19 protein-coding genes are annotated in these 18,564 nt (G+C 71.6%); 4 read left to right on the forward strand and 15 right to left on the reverse strand.

What is annotated here, in order from left to right; all coding sequences use genetic code 11:
- Positions 1-16: 16 nt before the first annotated feature.
- Genes AB0C84_RS01755 through AB0C84_RS01785 form a run of 7 tightly spaced genes read right to left on the reverse strand, consistent with a single transcriptional unit; the run spans position 17 to position 7,065 of the window.
- A complete protein-coding gene (locus tag AB0C84_RS01755; RefSeq protein ID WP_361060134.1) occupies positions 17-1,450 on the reverse strand; it encodes an FAD-binding oxidoreductase in 1,434 nt (477 codons plus the stop codon).
- Positions 1,447-2,430 (reverse strand): alpha/beta hydrolase, encoded by a 984-nt coding sequence (locus tag AB0C84_RS01760; protein WP_258939115.1) that lies wholly within the window; start codon positions 2,428-2,430, stop codon positions 1,447-1,449. The genes AB0C84_RS01755 and AB0C84_RS01760 overlap by 4 nt, the downstream gene beginning before the upstream one ends.
- Positions 2,427-3,344, reverse strand: a complete 918-nt coding sequence (locus tag AB0C84_RS01765; RefSeq protein WP_361060137.1) for an ABC transporter substrate-binding protein — start codon at positions 3,342-3,344, stop codon at positions 2,427-2,429. The genes AB0C84_RS01760 and AB0C84_RS01765 overlap by 4 nt, the downstream gene beginning before the upstream one ends.
- 45 nt (positions 3,345-3,389) lie before the next feature.
- Positions 3,390-4,163 carry an amino acid ABC transporter ATP-binding protein gene (locus AB0C84_RS01770; protein WP_361060139.1) on the reverse strand — a complete coding sequence of 258 codons (774 nt, stop codon included), beginning with the start codon at positions 4,161-4,163 and terminating at the stop codon, positions 3,390-3,392.
- Positions 4,156-5,082, reverse strand: a complete 927-nt coding sequence (locus AB0C84_RS01775) for an amino acid ABC transporter permease (protein WP_361060141.1) — start codon at positions 5,080-5,082, stop codon at positions 4,156-4,158. Before AB0C84_RS01775 ends, AB0C84_RS01770 begins: the two co-directional genes overlap by 8 nt.
- A complete protein-coding gene (locus AB0C84_RS01780) occupies positions 5,079-6,080 on the reverse strand; it encodes an ornithine cyclodeaminase family protein (protein ID WP_361060143.1) in 1,002 nt (333 codons plus the stop codon). Before AB0C84_RS01780 ends, AB0C84_RS01775 begins: the two co-directional genes overlap by 4 nt.
- Positions 6,064-7,065, reverse strand: coding sequence for a pyridoxal-phosphate dependent enzyme (locus AB0C84_RS01785; protein WP_361060145.1), 1,002 nt, complete (start codon positions 7,063-7,065; stop codon positions 6,064-6,066). Before AB0C84_RS01785 ends, AB0C84_RS01780 begins: the two co-directional genes overlap by 17 nt.
- Positions 7,066-7,100: 35 nt before the next feature.
- Here AB0C84_RS01785 and AB0C84_RS01790 point away from each other — a divergent pair, with 35 nt between their 5' ends.
- Together AB0C84_RS01790 and AB0C84_RS01795 are read left to right on the forward strand one after the other, a co-directional pair.
- Positions 7,101-8,018 carry a LysR family transcriptional regulator gene (locus AB0C84_RS01790; protein ID WP_361060146.1) on the forward strand — a complete coding sequence of 306 codons (918 nt, stop codon included), beginning with the start codon at positions 7,101-7,103 and terminating at the stop codon, positions 8,016-8,018.
- Between the two features lie 237 nt (positions 8,019-8,255).
- Positions 8,256-8,750 (forward strand): hypothetical protein, encoded by a 495-nt coding sequence (locus AB0C84_RS01795; RefSeq protein ID WP_361060148.1) that lies wholly within the window; start codon positions 8,256-8,258, stop codon positions 8,748-8,750.
- 8 nt (positions 8,751-8,758) lie between these two features.
- Here the strand turns inward: AB0C84_RS01795 and AB0C84_RS01800 are convergent, their stop codons facing one another.
- The 4 genes from AB0C84_RS01800 to AB0C84_RS01815 are packed head-to-tail and all read right to left on the reverse strand — an operon-like array spanning position 8,759 to position 11,953.
- Positions 8,759-9,316 carry a Clp protease N-terminal domain-containing protein gene (locus AB0C84_RS01800; RefSeq protein WP_361060150.1) on the reverse strand — a complete coding sequence of 186 codons (558 nt, stop codon included), beginning with the start codon at positions 9,314-9,316 and terminating at the stop codon, positions 8,759-8,761.
- Between the two features lie 3 nt (positions 9,317-9,319).
- Complete coding sequence (locus AB0C84_RS01805; protein ID WP_179278852.1) at positions 9,320-9,553, reverse strand: helix-turn-helix domain-containing protein; 234 nt, start codon at positions 9,551-9,553, stop codon at positions 9,320-9,322.
- Between the two features lie 58 nt (positions 9,554-9,611).
- A complete protein-coding gene (locus AB0C84_RS01810; RefSeq protein ID WP_361060152.1) occupies positions 9,612-10,631 on the reverse strand; it encodes a CNNM domain-containing protein in 1,020 nt (339 codons plus the stop codon).
- The gene (locus AB0C84_RS01815) at positions 10,628-11,953 is read right to left on the reverse strand and encodes a hemolysin family protein (RefSeq protein WP_361060154.1); all 1,326 of its coding nucleotides are present in this window, start codon (positions 11,951-11,953) and stop codon (positions 10,628-10,630) included. Before AB0C84_RS01815 ends, AB0C84_RS01810 begins: the two co-directional genes overlap by 4 nt.
- Before the next feature lie 154 nt (positions 11,954-12,107).
- On the opposite strand from AB0C84_RS01815, the gene AB0C84_RS01820 reads away from it, so the two are divergent.
- Positions 12,108-13,067 (forward strand): MBL fold metallo-hydrolase, encoded by a 960-nt coding sequence (locus AB0C84_RS01820; protein WP_361060156.1) that lies wholly within the window; start codon positions 12,108-12,110, stop codon positions 13,065-13,067.
- Between the two features lie 133 nt (positions 13,068-13,200).
- Positions 13,201-14,205 (forward strand): hypothetical protein, encoded by a 1,005-nt coding sequence (locus AB0C84_RS01825; RefSeq protein ID WP_361060158.1) that lies wholly within the window; start codon positions 13,201-13,203, stop codon positions 14,203-14,205.
- Positions 14,206-14,260: 55 nt separating this feature from the next.
- Here the strand turns inward: AB0C84_RS01825 and AB0C84_RS01830 are convergent, their stop codons facing one another.
- The 4 genes from AB0C84_RS01830 to AB0C84_RS01845 form a co-directional block, all read right to left on the reverse strand.
- Positions 14,261-16,129 (reverse strand): potassium transporter TrkA, encoded by a 1,869-nt coding sequence (locus AB0C84_RS01830; protein ID WP_339156660.1) that lies wholly within the window; start codon positions 16,127-16,129, stop codon positions 14,261-14,263.
- Positions 16,130-16,322: 193 nt separating this feature from the next.
- Positions 16,323-16,652, reverse strand: coding sequence for an Lsr2 family protein (locus tag AB0C84_RS01835; protein WP_258939126.1), 330 nt, complete (start codon positions 16,650-16,652; stop codon positions 16,323-16,325).
- Positions 16,653-16,669: 17 nt separating this feature from the next.
- Entirely contained in the window at positions 16,670-17,026 is a 357-nt protein-coding gene (locus AB0C84_RS01840; RefSeq protein WP_179842639.1) for a histone-like nucleoid-structuring protein Lsr2, read from the reverse strand.
- Positions 17,027-17,137: 111 nt separating this feature from the next.
- Positions 17,138-18,418, reverse strand: a complete 1,281-nt coding sequence (locus AB0C84_RS01845) for a helix-turn-helix domain-containing protein (protein WP_361060161.1) — start codon at positions 18,416-18,418, stop codon at positions 17,138-17,140.
- Positions 18,419-18,564 lie beyond the last annotated feature (146 nt).

Below are 18,564 nucleotides of genomic sequence, written 5' to 3' on the forward strand. Positions count from 1 at the left end.
TGCGGGCAACGGATGATCAGCGCGTACCGATCTTCATCCCGAGTCGCGCCGGCAGGTTCGCGACGAAGCGCTGGAGCCCGTTGACCGACACATCACCCTGCTGGCCGTCCTCGACTCTCGCGATCGACAGGCGGACGGCGTTGCCTCCGACCCAGCGGAACGGCTCTGGCGGGAAACGCGGGACGGTGCGCCGCACCAGCGGAAGCCGCCCCCAGGAGTCCCGCCGTCCGAGGACGAGCGAGGTCAGGATCCGCCCCATGAGGTAGGAGGGATTGACGCCATGGCCGGAGAACCCGCCCGCCCGGAGGACTCGCCCGGTTCTGCTGGGGCGGATGAACGGCAGCCCGTCCCCGCTCACGTCGATCGGGCCACCCCAAGCGCGCTCGATGCCGACGCCCTTGAGCGAAGGAAGCAGGAACTCCAGGCCGCGGCGCGCACGAGCGACGGCCTGCCGATCGGCGTAGAGGCTCGGGTTGATGCGCCCCCCGTAGGCGATGTGCCCGGAACCGCTGCCGATGGCTATCCGGCCGTCCGGCGTCGTCCGCAGATAATGGACGAACATCCTGGCGTCGAAGATGCCCACCCCGTCGGTCCATCCCAGCTCCTCGATCAGCTCGGGAACCGGCTCGGTGAGAATCATGTGGCTGCTGAAGTTGACGACGCGGCTCCGGATGTGGCGTTCCCCGGTCAGAGCGGCCCCGGTGGCGATGACCGCACGCTCCGCCCGTACCTGCCCGCGTGCGGTCGAGACCTCGACCCGGTCGCCTGAGTCGAGGATCTCGGTGACGGGTGAGTGCTCGTGCATCCGCACGCCCACCTCGACGGCGCGCCGCCGCAGCTCCCGGGCGAGCCGTGCGGGTTGCACGGTCGCACCGTGCCTGTAGTGGACGCCGCTCCGGAACCGCGGCGAGTCGCAGAACTCGCGGGCCTCCGCGCCGCTGAGGCCGCGTACCTCGTCCAGTACACCGAGACGGCGGGCCACCGCGATCGATTGCCGAACGATGGTGTCCTGTTCGGGAGTCGCCGACATCATGGTGATGCCGGCGACGTTGAGCCACAGATCACGTTCCGAGCCCCGGCAGAAGTCCAAGATCGCCTGTTGCGCCTCGTCCGCCGCGCGGGCGACCGTCAACCCCTTCTCCGGGCCGAACAGGTCGACGAGCTGGCCGAGTTGTCCCCAATAGCCATGGACGAAACCACCGTTGCGGCCGCTGGGCCCCAGACCGCACTCGTCGCGTTCCAGCAGGACGACGTCCAGGCTCGGATCGTGCGTCTTCAGCAGCCACGCGGTCCACATGCCCGTGTAGCCGCCCCCGACCACCACGACATCGGCGTCGATCCTCTCCGAGAGAGGCGACAGCGCGGCCCCCTCGGCCTCGTCCCGAAGCGCGTCCTCCGTCCACCATGGAGTCGACGCGGTGGCGACGATCTGGTCGAGCGTCAGCGTCATATCACGACCTCGAAACTCAGGTCGTCCCAGCTCCGTAGCGGTCCGGTGACCGAAAGGCGGGAGTGGAGGAACGCGGCGGCCGATTCGAGCGCGACCCTGCCCAGCGGGATGGTGCCCGGCATGCGGAAGAAGCCGTGGATCGTTCCATCGAAACGGCGCATGCTCACCGGCACGTCCGCCGCCACCAGCGCCGCACCGTACTCCTCCGCCTCGTCCCTCAGCGGATCCAGTTCGGCGGTCAGGATCAGAGCGGGCGGGAGGCCGCGCAGGTCGTGGGCGGCGAGAGGTGAATGCCCCGGGTCGTCGGCCTTCGGTGCCTCGCCGAGGTAGTTCGACCAGTACCAGAGCATCTCCGCGGCCTCGAGACCGTATCCCGTCGCCATCGTCTCGAAGGACTTCGATCGGGACCTGCTGTCAACGGGGGGGTAGACCAGCACCTGGCAGCGCAGGTGCACCCCGGCGGCCGTCGCTCGCTGTGCGATCACCGCCGCGAGATTGCCTCCCGAGCTGTCGCCCACCACGGCGATCGCCCTGGGGTCGACGCCGAGGTCGTCGGCATGGGCGGTGAGCCATTCGAGCGCGGCCTCGCAGTCTTCGACCGCCGCCGGATACCGGTGCTCGGGAGCGAGCCTGTAGTCGACGGCGACAACGGTGACGCCCGCCAGGGCGCACAGCGCCCGGCTCACACCGGCGTGCGAGTCCAGATCGCCGACCGTCCATCCGCCGCCGTGGATGTACAGCACGACCGGACCGACGCCCGCGTCTCCGGCGGGCCGGAACACGCGGACCGGGACGCCGCCCGCGAGGTGGTCCGCCATGGCGCCGACGACCGGCTGCGGGCCGAACTCCGCGACGAGTTCCTTCCGGTTGAACTCACGTGCGTCGGCCGCGCCCATCTCCTCCTCCGAGGTCCGGGACGGGACGTTCAGGCGGCGCAGGTATGCCGCCGTCGCCAGCTCGATCCTCGGTCGTGCCGTCACTGGGGAGTCTCCGCTCCATTGATCTCGATCTTCTTGACGACGGATCCCTGCAATCCGTGCTTCTTGAATATCTCGGTATAGGTTCCGTCCGCGAAGAGCGCCTCCAGCGCGGCCTTGACCGCGTCCCGCAGCTCGGTGTGGTCCTTGCCCACACCCACTCCGATCTTGATCGGGTTGTAGCCGCTGGGCGGCGCCTTGGAATCGTTGAGGACTTCGAACGCCGCTCCCTTCTCGCTGGTCCGGGCGATGTAGGTGCCGCTGGCGAGATCGACGAAGAATCCGCTGGTCTTGCCGGTCTTCAGGGAGAGCAGCGCGTCAGAGCTCTTCGCGAACTGGGCGATCTGGATGGGCTTTCCCGCCTTCGCGCAGGTGGTCTTGTTGAACTCCTGGATGAAGGTGACCTGGATGGCGCCCTTCTCCATCGACACCGGCTTCCCGCAGAAGTCGGCCAGCGTCGTGACGCCTTGAGGGTTCCCCTTCGGGATGACCATGCCGATGCCGGCGAGCGCGTACGTGACGAAATCGATCTCCTTCGCCCGCTCGGAGGTGACGCCCATGTCCGAGATGATGAGGTCGAACCTCTTCGCCTTGGTCCCGGCGATGACGCCGTCGAAGCTGACCGCCTGCCAATCCGTCTTCATGCCCAGCTTGGCGGCCACCGCATTGCCCAGATCGATGTCGAGTCCGACGAGCTTCTGGTTCTCGTCGAAGTACTCGAACGGCGGATACGGCGCCGCGGTGGCGATGCGCAGGCGGCCCCTGAACGAGTCGGGGACCTTCGCCGCGAGTTGCTCATCGACCACGACCTTTCGATTCGCGATCGTGGTCGAGCCGCTGCCGGTCGAGTCGGATGAATCACCGCAGCCGACGAGCCCGCCGGCGAAGACGGCCGCGCATGCTGCGACCGCCGCCAATCTACGTGCTTTCATGTCTTCCTTTCGGGAATTTCCCGGCCGTGCTCAGGCGAGTACCTTGGAGAGGAAATCCCGTGTTCTGGCGTGTGAAGGATTGGTGAGTACCTGCTCGGTGGGGCCGCTCTCGGCGATGATCCCGCCGTCCATGAAGGCCACGCGGTCGGCGACTTCCCGGGCGAAGCCGATCTCGTGGGTGACGACGACCATCGTCATTCCGCTCTGGGCGAGGTCTCTCATCACGGCGAGGACGTCGCCGACCAACTCCGGATCCAGAGCGGACGTGGGTTCGTCGAACAGCATCAGGTTGGGGCCCATGGCCAGCGCGCGGGCGATGGCCACTCGTTGTTGCTGGCCACCCGAGAGCGAGGAGGGGTAGCAATCGGCCTTGTCACTGAGGCCGACCGTTTCCAGCAGTTCCCGCGCGGTCTGGTATGCCTGCTCTTTGCTCTTGTGCAGGACGCGTACAGGCGCCTCGGCGACATTCTGCGCCGCCGTCATGTGCGCGAAGAGGTTGAACCGCTGGAAGACCATGCCGATCTCGCTGCGGCGACGGCAGACCTCTTTGTTCGGCAGTTCGCGAAGTACCCCCCGCTCTTCGCGGTAGCCGACGGGTTCGCCGTAAACGGAGAGGAGGCCGACGTCCACGGTCTCGAGATGGTTGATGCAGCGGAGGAAGGTGCTCTTGCCCGAGCCGCTCGGGCCGATGAGGCAGACGACCTCTCCGTCGTGGACGTCGAGGTCGACCCCCCGGAGCACGTGGATGTCGCCGAAGCTCTTGTGGATCCCTCGGGCGCTGACGGCCAGGCGCGGTTCAGGCATCGACGACTCCCCTCCGCTTGAAGCCGACGAGCCTGTTCATGGGCCCTCGGGGCGTGGTCCGGGTCAGGCCCCGGCTGTAGCGCTTCTCGAGATGGGTCTGGAGAAGAGTGAGCACCGAAGTGATCGCCATGTACCAGATGCTCGCGACGATGAGCAGCGGGATGACCTGGAAGTTCTGCGCGTATATCTGCTGCAGGTTCGTCAGCAGGTCCTTGCCGGCGATGACGGAGACCAGCGCCGTCGTCTTCAGCATGGTGATGACCTCGTTGCTCATCGGCGGGACGATCGTTCGCATGGCCTGCGGAAGGACGATCCGCCGCAGGGTCTGGGGTGAGTTCATCCCCAGCGACGACGCCGCTTCGACCTGCCCGGCATCGACTCCGAGGATCCCCGACCTCACGATCTCCGATGCGTAGGCCACCTCGTTGAGACCGAGGGCCAGGAGCGCGGCGACGGTCGGCGTGATGACGTTGGCGTCGAAGGACACGAAGGTGATGCCGGTGAACGGAATACCGATCTTCAGTTCGGGATAGAGCGCTCCGAGGTAACCCCAGAAGATGATCTGGATCAGCACGGGTGTTCCTCGGAAGACCCACAGGTACAGGTTGGCGCAGAACGACAGGACGGGGTTCTTCGACAGACGCATGATCGCCAGAAGCGTGCCCCCGACCAGCCCGATGACCATGGCGAGAACCGTGAGGTACAGGGTGACGACGAGCCCGTGCAGGGTCAGTTCATGGAAGAGGTAGTCCCACACCACGTCCTTCGGCAGTCGCGGATTCGTCCACAGTGAATGGACGAGTGCGACGAGGAAGAACACGACGACGGCACCGCAGAGCATCCTGAGTCGCCGCGCGGCCCGCCGAGGATGCACGCGCAGTTGCTGGGCCGGTGCCGTGGGCGTCCTGGTGGCGCTCATTTCGTCTCCTCGGGGAATCGGGCCTCGGCGATGCGGCGGCCGATCCCTCTGGCGACGGCCTTCGAGTACGCGAGCGACGCGATGGCCGCGTCCTGCGAGCCGACGCCGGACAGGTCCGCGATCGTGATCCCGCGGTCGTCGAGCCGTCCGTGCGACTTCCCCTGGAGGAGGGCGCCGAGCGTTACCGTGCGCGACACGTCCCATGACCCGTCGCGTCCGGCATGCTGGAGTTCTCCATGAGTGATCGCCTGGTCGGGGTCGTCGACGACCACGACCGCCGCGCGCCGCAGGCACTCGGCGTCCAGTTCGCGCTTGCCGGGCGAGTCGCAGCCGATGGCCGTGAGGTGGGTCCCCGGTTCGAGCCACGCGCCTTCGACGACCGGCTCGCGCGATGGTGTGGTCGTCACGACGATGTCCGCGCCCGCCACGGCCTCCTCGCCCGAGTCGCACACCTGTACGGTCACGCCGTAACGGGTCCGGGCATCGAGCGCGTAGCGTTCCGCATGAGCCCGGCGTCTGGAGAGGACGCGTACCGTGTCGATCTTGCGGACGCGAAGAAGGGCGTCGAGCTGGAACCTTGCCTGGCTGCCGGCGCCGATCACGGCCACGGTCGAGGCGTCGGCTCTCGACAGCAGGTCGGTGGCCAGCGCGCCGGTGGCGCCGGTGCGGAGTTCGGTCAGGTATCCGTTGTCGAGGAGAATGGCCTCCAAGTAGCCTGAGGACGAACTGAAGACGAGGCTCAGGCCGCTGTGCACGGGCTCGCCCGACCTGTTGTTTCCGGGGAACGATGAGGCGACCTTGACGGCCCAGGTCGGATCGCCGTGGATGTAGGAGCCCTTGGCGTGGACGTCCGCGCCGTGCTCGTCGAATTCAAGGGTGATCACATCCGGCTTCTCGACGGCTCCCCGGTCATGTGCGATGAAGCTCGACCTCATCGCTTCCAGAGCCTCGGCCGGAGTGAGCAGGGTGTGGATCTCCGACTCACTGAGCAGAAGCATCGCCGAGCACCCCCGCCAGCGTCGACAACGCGATGTTCCTGCCGGTGACCAGCGCCAACGGGCTTCCCACGGAGTTCGCCCGGCGGTTCATGAGGGCGGCCACCCCGACGGCCCCGGAGCCCTCGGCGACCAGCCCGTGCTCGGCCGCGAGGAACCGGATGGCCTCCTCGATCTCCTCCTCGGTAACGGCGACCATCTCGTCGACGCGTCGTGAGGCGATCTCCACCGTGACTGAACCCGCCTCGAGATTGCCCGCGAGTCCATCGGCCAGCGTCCGGCCGACGGGCACGTTCACGACGCGTCCCGCCTCGATCGCCGCGCTCAGCCCTCGCGACGCCGCGCTCTCGACACCGACGACCCTCACGTCGGAGCGGTCCTGTGCCCACAGGCAGACGCCTGCCACCAGGCCGCCCCCTCCGACGGGGACGTACACCGTGATCGGTCCGTCGATGTGCGCCAGTTCGGCGCCGATGGTGCTCTGCCCCGCGATGACGTTCGGGTCGTTGTAGGCGGAGATGTAGGAGTGGCCTTCCGCCGCCAGGGTGAGAGCGTGCTCCTCGGCCTCCTCGTAGTTCTCGCCCACGTGTTCGAGCTTGCAACCCGAGCGTTCGAGCGCCTTCGCCTTCGCGCTGGAAGCCGTCCGAGGGATCACGACCGTGGCCTGCCGGTCCAGCCGCTCGGCCGCCCACGCGACCGCCAGTCCGTGATTGCCTGCCGATGCCGTGACGATTCCGCGGTTTCGCTCGGCCATCGCCACGGCGGCCAGGGCACCCCGGACTTTGAAGGAGCCGGTCGGTTGGAGGCTCTCGAGTTTGAGGAACGCGTCAGGCGCCAGCCGCGGGCTCGGCATGAGAGGGCTCGCCACCAGGGTGTTCGTCACCACGGCCAGTGCCGCGTCTACCGCCGAGGCGGTCGGAGCACTCACAGCTCGCGTTGCGGGGTGAATCATGCGGGAAGTATTGAGGTGCGCCGAGACGGAGGTCAATCGCAGGTTTTTCCGAAATAGATTAAGTTTTGCTTATGCTCGACGCGAAACGCCTCCGAGTCCTCGCCGAGTTGGCACGGCGGGGGACCATCGTGGCCGTCGCGAGGGAGCTCGGTTACACGGCCTCCGCCGTCTCCCAGCAACTCGCGCAGCTCGAGCGCGAGGCCGGAGTCGTTCTCCTGGAGAGACACGCCCGCCGGGTGCAGCTGACCCTGGCCGGCCGTGTCCTGGCCGAGCACGCGTACAGGGTGCTGTCCGAGCTCGAGGCGGCCGAGCACGCCGTCCACGACGTGGCGAACCTGCGAGCCGGCATCCTCCGCATGGCCACCTTCGCGACCGCCGCGACCGAACTGCTCCCGTCGGCGCTGCGACTGTTCCGGCACCGCTACCCGGGCATCTCTCTCACGATCATCGAACACGAGACCGAAGCGGCGCGCGCGGCCGTCCTCGGCGACGAGATCGATCTCGCGATCACCTACCAGTACTCGTGCTCGCCCAGGCCGGACAATCGCGGTCTCCAGCAGACGTTGCTCGGGGCGGAGCCGATGCTGCTGGCGGTCCAACGAAATGATTCGCCGTCCGCTCACTCGCGGGCCCGCCTGTCCGACTACGCCGAGGCGGAATGGGTCGGTGACATGGTGCCGCCGGGCCACCACTCCGTCACCGAGATCGCCTGCCGGGCCGGGGGGTTCGAGCCTCGGGTGCCGTACAAGGCGGTCAGCTACCGCACTGCCCTCGGCCTCGTGGCCAGCGGTTTCGGCATCGCCCTCATCCCGGAGCTGGCCAGACAGCGCGAGGATGTGATCCAGTACCTTCCCGTCGACGAACCGCAGGGGTTGGCCCGCGAGATCTTCGTGACCTGTCGCGCATCCGATGCGAATCCGGCCGTCCGCGCCATGTCCATCGCGCTGTGGGAGAGCGCGTCGGCCTCGCTTCGCTCCACCTCGCCCTGACGAGCCGGACGTCCAGGTCGGGATGGTGGGAGAAGCCGAAGCGGCCCCCGCCGGGAGACCCGGTGTGATCACGGGCCGCCGGGGACGGACCGGGGCGGACGGCGGGTGTCGGTCTCCTCCGCGTTCGTCGAGGAATTCGCCTGCTCGCGAGGCTTCGGCCCCCGCCAATGTATCGAGCTGGCAACGGTTGCGGCGCGTCTCCGTGTCCGGGCGGGTGCGTAGCGTGACCATCGTGGGGTGCGCCTTTCCTCCAGCCTTCCGCCCGCCGGGTTCACCCGCGGCGGGCCCCGGCGGCCCATCCGCCGCCCGACCCGCCTGCCGGCGGTCGCCGCGGCGTTCGCCCTCGTCGCGGGGCTCGTCCTCGTCATCGCCTACGGCACGACGCGGTTCGCGCCGGTCCGTCCGGCGGACGGCGTCACCACGCCGGTGCCGTCCGCCAGGCCTTCGCCGGCCTCGTCGCCGCCGCCGGGACGGGACGTGGCCGAGCCGCGCGCGAACCCGTCCCGGCACCACGGCGGGCACGAGAAGCGGGCTCATCGCGGCGGGCACGCCGCCTCGCCGCGCCGGCACCACCGCCCCGTGCGGCGGCACCACAGGCCCGCGGTGCGCAAGCCTCCGCGGGCCCGCCATGCGCCCCCGCCGTGGGTCTCGGGGGAGTGCAAGCGGCGCTTCCCCTACGATCCCGCCCGCGGCGCCGCCTGCGTCGGCGCCCTCACCGGCGCCTTCGGCTGACCGGGCGGTCAGGCCGCCTTGGAGGTCAGCAGCCGGCGCACCTCGGCGCGCAGCTCCTCGACGTCCACCCCGGCCCCGGTGACCAGCCGCACCGACGAGAAGCCGCCGTCGTGCAGGACGCCGAGCAGGAGGTGTCCGCTGCGGATCTCCTTCTGACCGAGCCGGATCGCGTGCCGGAGGCTCAGCTCCAGCGCCTTCTTGGCCTCGGGCGCGAAGGGGACGCGGCTGTGACGGGACCGGTCGGCCTTCCCGGCCGGCGCGTCGAGCGCGCCTTCGCCGAAGCTCTGCTCGGTGGCCTCGCGGACCGCGGCCAGGTCGATCCCGATGCTGCGCAGGGCGTCGGGGTCGAGGGCGTCGCGGTCCGCGCGGCCGGCGCGGGCGATCCGGGCCCGCAGGTCGTCCGGGGTGAGCCCGTGCGAGCGCAGCGCGCGTCCCGTGGCGTCCTCGGCGCCCGCCAGGGCGAGCAGTAGGTGCTCGGTGCCGATGCGGCGGTCGCGCAGCGCCCGCGCCTCGGCCTGGGCCCCGGTGACCGTCTGCCGCGCCTCGGCGGTGAAACGCTCGAACATGCTCTACTGCTCCTTCTTGAGTAGGCGGCGGCCGGAGCCGTGCTTCTTGTGGACGGCCTGCCGGCTCACGCCGAGGCAGACCGCGATCTCCTGCCAGGACCAGCCCTGGTCGCGGGCGCTGGCGACCTGCAGCGCCTCCAGCCTCTCGGCCAGTTCGCGCAGCGCGCGCACGGCCCGCAGCCCCACCGCGGGATCCCGGCTGCTCGCCTCCTGGGCGAGCGTCACTCCATCGCTCATGCCTGTCAATGTAAGTTGACATCGAGGGCATGTCAACCAACGTTGACATGCCGGGGGTTCAGCGCACGGCCAGCAGCGTCGTGAGCAGGTCGTCCAGGCTGACCAGGCCGGCGACGCGGCCGTCCGGCGCGACGGCGAGACCGAGATGGCTGTGGCCCGCCTTCAGGGTGGCGACCGCCTCGCCGACGGGCGTGCCGACCGGCATCGCCGGGACGGGATGCGCGAGGTCCCCGGCGGGGGTGGCGCGGCCCCGCGCCCGGGCCACGAAAGCGTCCCGGACGTGCACCATGCGGGCCTGCCCCGGACGCCCGAGGCCCCGCACCATCAGCCGGATGTGACCGGTGCGCGCGGCGACGTCGATGACCTCCTGTGGCGTCGCGGACGGCGGGACCGACACGATGTCGGTGACCGGCACGACGAGGCCCGCCAGCGGGGCGCGCGGCGCGTCCAGCGCGGCGGTGAGCAGCGTCAGGTCGCTCTGCCCGATCAGCCCCAGCCGCCGCGACTCCTGGGCGATGCCGCGCAGCTGCTCGGGGGTGCGCGACACCTCCCGCGAGTCGGCCGGGCGGACGCCCACCAGCCTCAGCAGCAGGTTCGTCGCGCCGTTCAGCGCGGCCAGCACCGGGCGCGCGAGGGCGGCGAACGCGCGGAAGGGCAGGCCCAGCACGCTCGCCGAGCGCTCCGGGTCGGCGATCGCCCACGCCTTCGGCGCCATCTCCCCGACGACCATGTGCAGGAACGTCACGAGCGCCAGGGCCAGCACGAACGCGACGGCGTGCGCCGCGCCCCCCGGCAGCCCGGCGGCGTGGAACAGCGGCGTGAGGGTCCCCGCGAACACCGGCTCGGACACCAGGCCGAGGCCGAGCGAGCACATCGTGATGCCGAGCTGCGCCCCCGCGAGGGTCAGCGACAGCTCGTCGATCCCCGCGACGGCCGCGCCCGCGCCCCGCCCGCCGCGCGCGGCGGCCCGCTCCAGCCGCGGCCGCCGCGCCGCCACCAGCGCGAACTCGGTGGCGACGAAGAACCCGTTGCCCGCCAGCAGCGCCAGCGTGACGGCGGTGCCCAGCCCGAGGTTCACCGGTCCTCCTCGACGGTGCGGACGCGGATCAGCTCCGGCACGTGCCGGCGGATGGTCAGGACCTCCACCACGGCCGTGCGGGCCGGCTCGTCCAGCCGGGTCGGCGCCAGCTCCACCCGGACGACGTCGCCCGGCCGCGCGACCCGGCCGAGCCGCTTCATCAGCAGCCCCGCGACGGTCTCGTAGTCGCCCTCCGGCAGCGCGATGCCGGTCTCGTGGGCGACCTCGTCCATCCGCAGCCCCGCGTCCGTCGTCCACCACTCGCCGCTGCGGATCGCGAGGTCCTCGCCCGGCTCGTTCTCGTCGGCGATCTCCCCGACCAGCTCCTCGGCGACGTCCTCCCAGGTGAGGATGCCGGCGAAGCCCCCGTACTCGTCCACCACGCAGGCCAGGGGCTCGCCGGCCCCCTGGAGCCGCAGCACGACCTGCGGCAGCGGCAGCGACGACGGCAGCAGCAGGGCCGGCCGGGCGAGCGCACGGACCTCGGTGCGCGCGGCGGCGTCCGGGTCCAGCGCGACCAGCTCCTCCAGCCCGACGACTCCGACCACGTCGTCGACGCCCTCGCCGAGGACGGGGTAGCGGGTGTGCCCGCTCGCCGCGATCACGTCGCTCACCTCGGCGGCGCGCGCCGCGGCCGGGACCGTCACCACGTCGACGCGGGGCACCATGACCTCCTCGGCGTCCCGCTCGGAGAACACCAGGGCCCGCTCCAGCAGGTCGGCGTGGCCCGCCTGGAACAGCTCCCCGGACTCGCCGATCATGTGCCCGAGCTCCTCCAGCGTCGCGCCGTGCCGCAGCTCCTCCACCGGCTCGATGCCCACCGCGCGGACGAGCCGGTTCGCGGACGCGTCGAACAGCCTGATCAGCGGGCCGGCCACCGCCAGGTAGACCAGGGTGGAGCCGGCCAGCGCGCGGGCCAGCGGCTCCGCCCGCGCCAGCGCCAGGTTCTTGGGGAAAAGCTCGCCCAGCAGCATCTGGATCAGAGTGGCCAGGACGAACCCGAGCGCGACCGCCACCCCGCCGACCGCCGTGTCCGGGACCGCGAGCGCGCGCAGTGCCGGCGCGATCAGGTCCGCCAGGGCCGGCTTGGCGATGAAGCCCACGACCAGCGCGGTGACCGTGATGCCGAGCTGGGCGCCCGACAGCATGAACGACAGCCGGCCCATCACCCGCACCGCGCGTCCCGCGGCCCGGTCGCCCTCCGCCGCCCGCTGGTCCAGCGCCGGGCGGTCCGCGGTGACGAACGTGAACTCCTGCGCCACGAAGTAGCCGGTCGCGGCGGTCAGCACGAGGACGGCCAGCAGTCCGAGCGCGGCGTTCACCCGGGGATCCTCCTCACGCGCGGCGTCTTCGAGTCCCCTCCTACCCCCGGCCGGGCGTCCCTCCCCGAGGGGTGGGACGGTTATCGACCGCTCTGTGTGGAATGAACCACATTGCAGGCGAAGAGGCCGGGGCCATGACCGCGAGGGGGCGCCCATGCCGAGACCGTTCGCGTCGTCCGCGGACCTGGGCGGCAAGACGCAGACGCTGGAGATCCTCGCCGACGGGGTGTACGCGCTCACGGCCGAGGGCGACCCGAACGTCGGGGCGGTCGAGGGCGAGGACTTCCTCGTCTGCTTCGAGGCCCTCGCCACGCCCGCCGCCGCGCGCGACTGGCTCGCCGTCCTGCGCGAGCACACCGACAAGCCCATCCGCTACCTGGTCCTGTCGCACTACCACGCCGTCCGGACGCTGGGCGCGAGCGCGTTCGGCGCCCCGGTGATCGTGGCGCACGACCTCACCCGCGCGCTGATCGCCGAGCGCGGCAGGCAGGACTGGGAGTCGGAGTACGGCCGGATGCCCCGGCTGTTCAAGGACCCGGACGGCATCCCGGGGCTCACCCGGCCGACCGCGACGTTCTCCGGCACCCTCACCATCGACCTCGGCGGCGACCGCGGCGACCTCGACCTGGCCTACTGCGGGCGCGGCCACACCGAGGGCGACATCGTGGCGTGGCTGCCCCGGCACCGGATCCTGTTCGCCGGCGACCTCGTGGAGACCCAGGCGGCGCTCTACACCGGCGACGCGTTCCACCGCGAGTGGGCGTCCGGCACGCTCGACCACGTCCACTCCTTCGGGGCCGAGATCCTCGTCGGCGGGCGCGGCGCCGTCGCGCACGGCCGCGCCGCCGCCCAGGCCGCCGTCGGGCAGACCCGCGACTTCCTCGTCACGATGATCGACGAGGTCGAACGGGTCCGGCGGGAGGGCGGCGCGCTCAGGGACGCGTTCGCCGCCGTGCACGCGGCGCTCGCCCCCGCCTACGGCGGCTGGCCGATCTTCGAGCACTGCCTGCCGTTCGACGTCTCCCGCCTCTGGGACGAGCTGGACGGCGTCGAGCGCCCCCGGATCTGGACGGCGGAGCGCGACCGGGAGGTCTGGGCGGAGCTGCAGGACTAGCCGGTACCGGAGGAGGGATGCCCAGCGACGGCAGAAATGTCCGGATCTCGTGACAACCCGGAGAGAGCCGGGTCCCGCGTGGAAGGCTCGGAAACGGCCCGGCAGCGGGTTCCCGACGCGGAGGGGAGTGGCGATGACCGAGCGATACCGTCCCCGCCCGGTGTTCGATCCCGGCATCGGCGGCGAGGAGCGCGCCCTGCTGGCCGCCGCGCCCGAGCGGCTCGTCCCGGCCTGCCTGCCCGCTCCGGCGCCCCCGCGGCTGCGCACCTCCACGGTCGCCGCGCGGCTGGTGTGGATCCCGGCGTTCGCGCTGTTCTACGGCGTGCTGCCCGGAGGATGGCTGCGCGTGTGCTTCGTCGCCTCGCTGGACGACGACGAGCTGGTGGGCGGCGCGGTGCGCTGGGGGAGGCTGCCCGTCCTCGCGATGATGCTCACCCCGGCCCTGCAGGTCGCCCTGCTGCTGCTCGGCCAGGTGGAGGCCGCCGTCGTCCTCGCCGCCGCGAGCTTCGCCGCCTGGGTCGCCGGGGCCCTGCGCCACGTCCGGGAGCCCGCGGCCGCCCGCGCCGCGCGCGAGCACCACGGACGCTACCTGCTGCCCGCCGACTTCGACCAACCCTCCTCCGGTCTCCTCGTGCGCGCCCAGCGCGCCGTGGACGGCGTGCTCGGGTCGCGGGCGCACTGCGCCGGGCTGCTCGACGACATCAACAACTCGGTCGTCCTGCCGCGGCAGGAGTGGGCGATCGCGGACGCCCTCGCCGAGCACACCCGGCTGCGCCGGGAGCGCCGCGCCCAGCGGCCGGAACGCCTCTCGCCGCACGTCCTGGCCCTGCTGGAGCCGCAGGACCGCGCCCTGGACCTGTCGGTCCGCTCGGTCACCGGGCGGATCGAGGCGCTGGAGGCCTACGCGCGCCGGGCGAGCGAGGCCGACGACGCCTACCACGAGGCCGGCGTCCTGCAAGGGCTGCCCGAGCAGAACGCCCGCTACCGGGACCTGCTGGCGAGCACCGTCGGGGACGCGATGGCCGGCGAGGAGATCCGCGGGATGGCCGAGGACGCCCGCCGGGCCGAGCTGGCGCTGCGCGAGCGCGTCGCCGGCGCCGTGCGGGCCGGGCACGAGCTGGGCCCGCCGCTGCGCTGACCCGAGGCCCCCGGGCGCCGCAGGTGGCCCCTCCCGGCTCCCCGCGGGCCCGCGCTCAGTTTTCGGCGAGCACGATGACGCGGTCGTCGGCCGACAGCGTCAGGGGCGCCGTCTTGTCCGGGTTCAGCACCACCCCGTAGCCGGGCGGCTCGTGGAACCGCTCCGTCAGGCGGTAGCCGAGCGCGACCTCGCCGCGCCGCCGCGCCGACTCGATGAGCGTCGCGAAGTCGGCCTCGGCGCCCGGCGCCAGGTAGTCGCAGGCGGGCTTGAGGTAGATCTCCGAGCCGGCCGGGTCGAGCAGGTCGGCGAACACCTCGTACAGGTGCCGGTTCTCGCTCAGCTGGGTCAGCATCAGACTGATCAGCTTCTCGCTGACCACGAAGTCGTCGGCCTTGGTGACCTGCGCGATCTCCCGGTTGGCGTCGTCGTTGATCTCGCTGACGATGGCGAAGGGGTCGCCGAGGCCGTCCTCGATGTCGCGCAGGTGCAGCAGCGTGACGAGGGTGCGGGCGTCGGCGTGCTCCCGGTCGTGCCGGGCGTCCGACAGCACGATGACCCGCTGGAAGGAGCCGAGGTCGAGGGACTCCAGCGCCGGTCGCTCGGTCGGCTCCGCCCGGACGAAGGCGATCTTGAGGTTGACCGCGGTGGGCAGCGCCCCGGTCGGGTCCTCCCGCGGCGCGGCCACGACCAGTTCCGAGTCCGGGGCGAGGAACTCGTCCAGCAGCTCGACGATCTTCGGGGCGCGGTGGTTCCAGCCGAGCATCAGCGTGCGCTCGGCCGCCGGGGGCCGGGCGGTCGCCGTGGTGATCGCCTCCTCCCGGACGGGCGGCGCGGGCCCGGTGGCCAGCCGGATCAGCAGGTCGTCCTCCGCCAGCACGATGACCTCGTCGTCGGCGCGGATCTCGGTGTCCATGGGCGGGTTCAGCAGCACGGTCCCGTCCGCCCGCCGCAGCCCGGCCGGGACCCCGAGGTCGTAGGCCGCCAGCGAGGCGCCGAACCGCATGCCCGCCAGGGCCGGCTCGGCGCGCATGTAGAACTCGTGCCCGGCGAAGTCCAGCAGGTCGGTGCAGACCTGCGACAGTCCCGACTGCCGGTGCGACTGGACGATCAGCCGGATCGCCACGTCGTCGGCGTCGATGACGTGCGCGGCGGGCCCGCCCGCGAGCCGGGCGGCGGGCAGGTTCGCCGAGTCGTGCACGGCGGCGACGATGTGCGGGCGGCGCCGTCCCCAGGAGCGGGCGCCGAGCGACAGCAGCACCTTGATGACGCGGGCGTCGGACTCCTCGACCTCCGGCGTGACCACCATGATGGACCGCGCGGTGCCGGGGCTGACCAGCTCCACGTCCGCGACCTTCAGCGGGTCGCCGGTGCGGCACACGATCCTGGTGCGGCCGAGGTCGCCGACCCGGGCGCGGATGGCGTCCTCCATCTCGACCTTGTCGCGGTCGGCGAGGATCGCCACGCACGACCTGCGCCGGCTCTGGTTGGCCTCCACCAGCTCCGCCACCACGGTGAAGACCTGCTCGGACCAGCCGAGCAGCACCGTGTGGTCGTGCTCGACGATCCGCGACCGGCCCTTGCGCAGCTCGGTGATCTTCGCTTCCAGGCCGGTGGTGAGCACGCCGATGAGCGAGCTGACGATGAAGATCCCGCCGATGGTCGACACCAGCATCAGGCCGAGGAACGGCGCGGTGCCGGTGTCGCCCCCCATCGTCCCGGGGTCGAGCGTGCGCAGCAGGCTGCGCCAGACCATGCCGGGCCAGTGGCCGTTGGACTCGCTGTCGCCGGGGGCGATCACGAGCGCCGCGGTCGCCACCACGAGCACCAGTGCCACGGACGCGAGCCCGAGCCAGCCGATGAGAGCGGGCGTCCCTTTCGACATCGTCCGGTCGAACCAGTACCGGACCCTGTCCCGCCGCGTCACGCGTGTCAACGGGCCGCCCCCTCCGCCGTCGCCCCCGGCGCCAGCCTATTGTGTTGTCTCGCACCATTACTGGCATTCTCTCCCGCAATGAGGGGAGGATTTGCCTGATGCGCACGCAAGAGGGCCGGGGCGTGGATAAATCCGCCCCGGCCCCTCGCCGCGCGCCGGAAGACCGCCGGCCGCGCGGCGGCCGCTAGTGCGCGGCTTCGTACTGCTCGATCACATTGGCGGGGATACGGCCCCGCTCATTGACCTTGATGCCGCGGTTCTTCGCCCACTCGCGAATCTCCGCGGAGCGCTCGCGGCTGCCCGCGGTGCGCGTCCCGCGGCCGGCCCGGCCGGCGGCCTTGCGCGCCTTGCGGGCGCCGGCCACGAACGGCTCCAGGCCGCTGCGGAGCTTGGCGGCGTTCTTCTTGCTCAGGTCGATCTCATAAGACGTGCCGTCGATGGAAAAGCTGACGGTCTCGTCAGCCTCTCCGCCGTCGATGTCGTCCACGAGAAGGACTTCGACCTTCTGTGCCATGCGGGGACTCCCTCTAGCTATGCGTCCGGCTTGGCGTCCGGATGTGCCTCGATGAATGCAGCATAGACCTCATCCGATATCTTGCCACGTTCGGAGACTTCGATGTCCTCACGCAATGCCCACGCCCGGACATCGCCGTTCGTGTAGCCCTTGATCTTCGCGGTGCGGGACTTGCGGCCCTTCCCGGCCGGCTTCACCTCGGCGGCGTTCTCGATGAAGGGCGCGAGGGCGTCCAGCATCTCGTTCAGCCGCTTGTAGTTGTCATCGTTCAAGTCGATCGTGAACGTCCGGTCCAGGACTTCGAAGTCCCGCTTTGCGACATCGGCTCCTTCGGAGCCGTCCATGTCGTCCACCCGAATGACCTTCTCGGCCATGTGTTCTGTGTCTTCCTTCCCCTCGCCGACTGCGGCGACCTTGACCGTAGCGGATTCCGGGGGCGGACATGGTGGCGGGACGCGCGGGGAGCACGGAAAGAAGGGCGCGCGTCAGCCGCCGCGGCGCTGGATCCAGGTGTGCAGGAGCAGCATCATCTCCAGCCGGATCTCAGGATCCTCGATGTCGAAGCCGAACATTTCGTGGAGTTGCGCCAGCCGGTAGCGGACGGTCTGGGGATGCACGCGGAGGACCTCGGCCGCCCCGGTGGCGTTGAAGCCGTGCTTCATGCACTCCAGCAGCGTCACCGCGAGCCGCCGGCCCTGCCGGGGGCCCAGCGCGTCCAGCGGGGCCAGCCGCCGGGCGGCCACGAGCGCGGCGAGCGTCGCGCCCTCGCGCAGCAGCAGGCCGGGCAGGTGCTCCTCGGCCCGCACGAGCAGCCCGCCGCGCCGCGACCGCCGTCCGGCCCGGCCGGGGGCGGGCCCGTCCGGGCCGGGCGGCGCGGGCGGCGCCAGGTCGAGGGCGCGCCGCGCCCACAGCAGCGACGTCCCGGCCTCCTGCGCCGGCACGGACGGGCCGACCGCGCCCGTCCAGCCCGCGAGCGTCGCGGCCAGCTCGTCCAGCCGCCCGGGCCCGTCCGGGTCCGGCATGACCAGGCAGGGGCGGCCGTGGTCGAGCCCGGTCAGCAGGGACGGCGGCAGCCCGGCCGGGCCCTCCCCGCCGCTTCCGGGCCGCGCCCGCAGCACGATCACCGCCAGCCGCCGCGGCAACGGCCAGGCGGCCCGGGCCGCCTGCTCGCGGACGACCTCGGGCGGCGCCGGCGGGTCCGCCAGCAGCAGGGCCAGCAGGCGGCCGCGGCGCTGCTCGCGCTCCCCGGCGGCCTTCTCCCGCGCCCGGGCGTAGCCGTGCGCCGCCGCCGAGGCCAGCGCGTCCAGGTAGGCGAAGTTCGCCTCGGCGAGCAGGCTGACCAGCGCGGGAGGGCGGCCCAGCCGCTCGGCCTCGACCGCCAGGTGCCGCCAGGCGAGCCGCGACCCGACCCGCATCGCGTTCTGCAGGTGCTCCAGGCTGCGGCCCTCCACGGCCTCGCCGTAGCCGACGTCGAAGTAGACCTGGTACACCTCCTTCCACGAGGTGTCCGGATCGGCGATCATCTGCACGAAGTGCTCCATCGCCTTGGCGACGGCGGCCTCGGCCACCCGCCAGTAGGCCGCGTCGCCCGGCCGGTCGTACTCGGGGACGTGGCGCAGCACGCCCTCGACCATGACGCCGAGCAGCCCGGGCAGGCGGGGGCGCATCCAGCGGGCCTCCTCGGCCGGGACGTCCCGCCACGGCTCGTCCGCCAGGCCGTCGAGGACCGGTGGCCCGGAGGCCGCGTCGTCGTGGGCCACCGCCACGGTGACACCTCCCCTCGCCGTACTGGAGCGGGCACAGGACCCGGACGTCTCAACCTAGGCACGCGGCGTGACGCGCGACACTCACCGGGCCTCACCGTCCTCGGCGGCCTTTGTCAGCGGCCTGACAAGCGCCGCCGACCGTCCGC

The sequence above is a fragment of the Actinomadura sp. NPDC048955 genome (assembly GCF_040649435.1).
Lineage (GTDB): Bacteria > Actinomycetota > Actinomycetes > Streptosporangiales > Streptosporangiaceae > Spirillospora > Spirillospora luteofluorescens.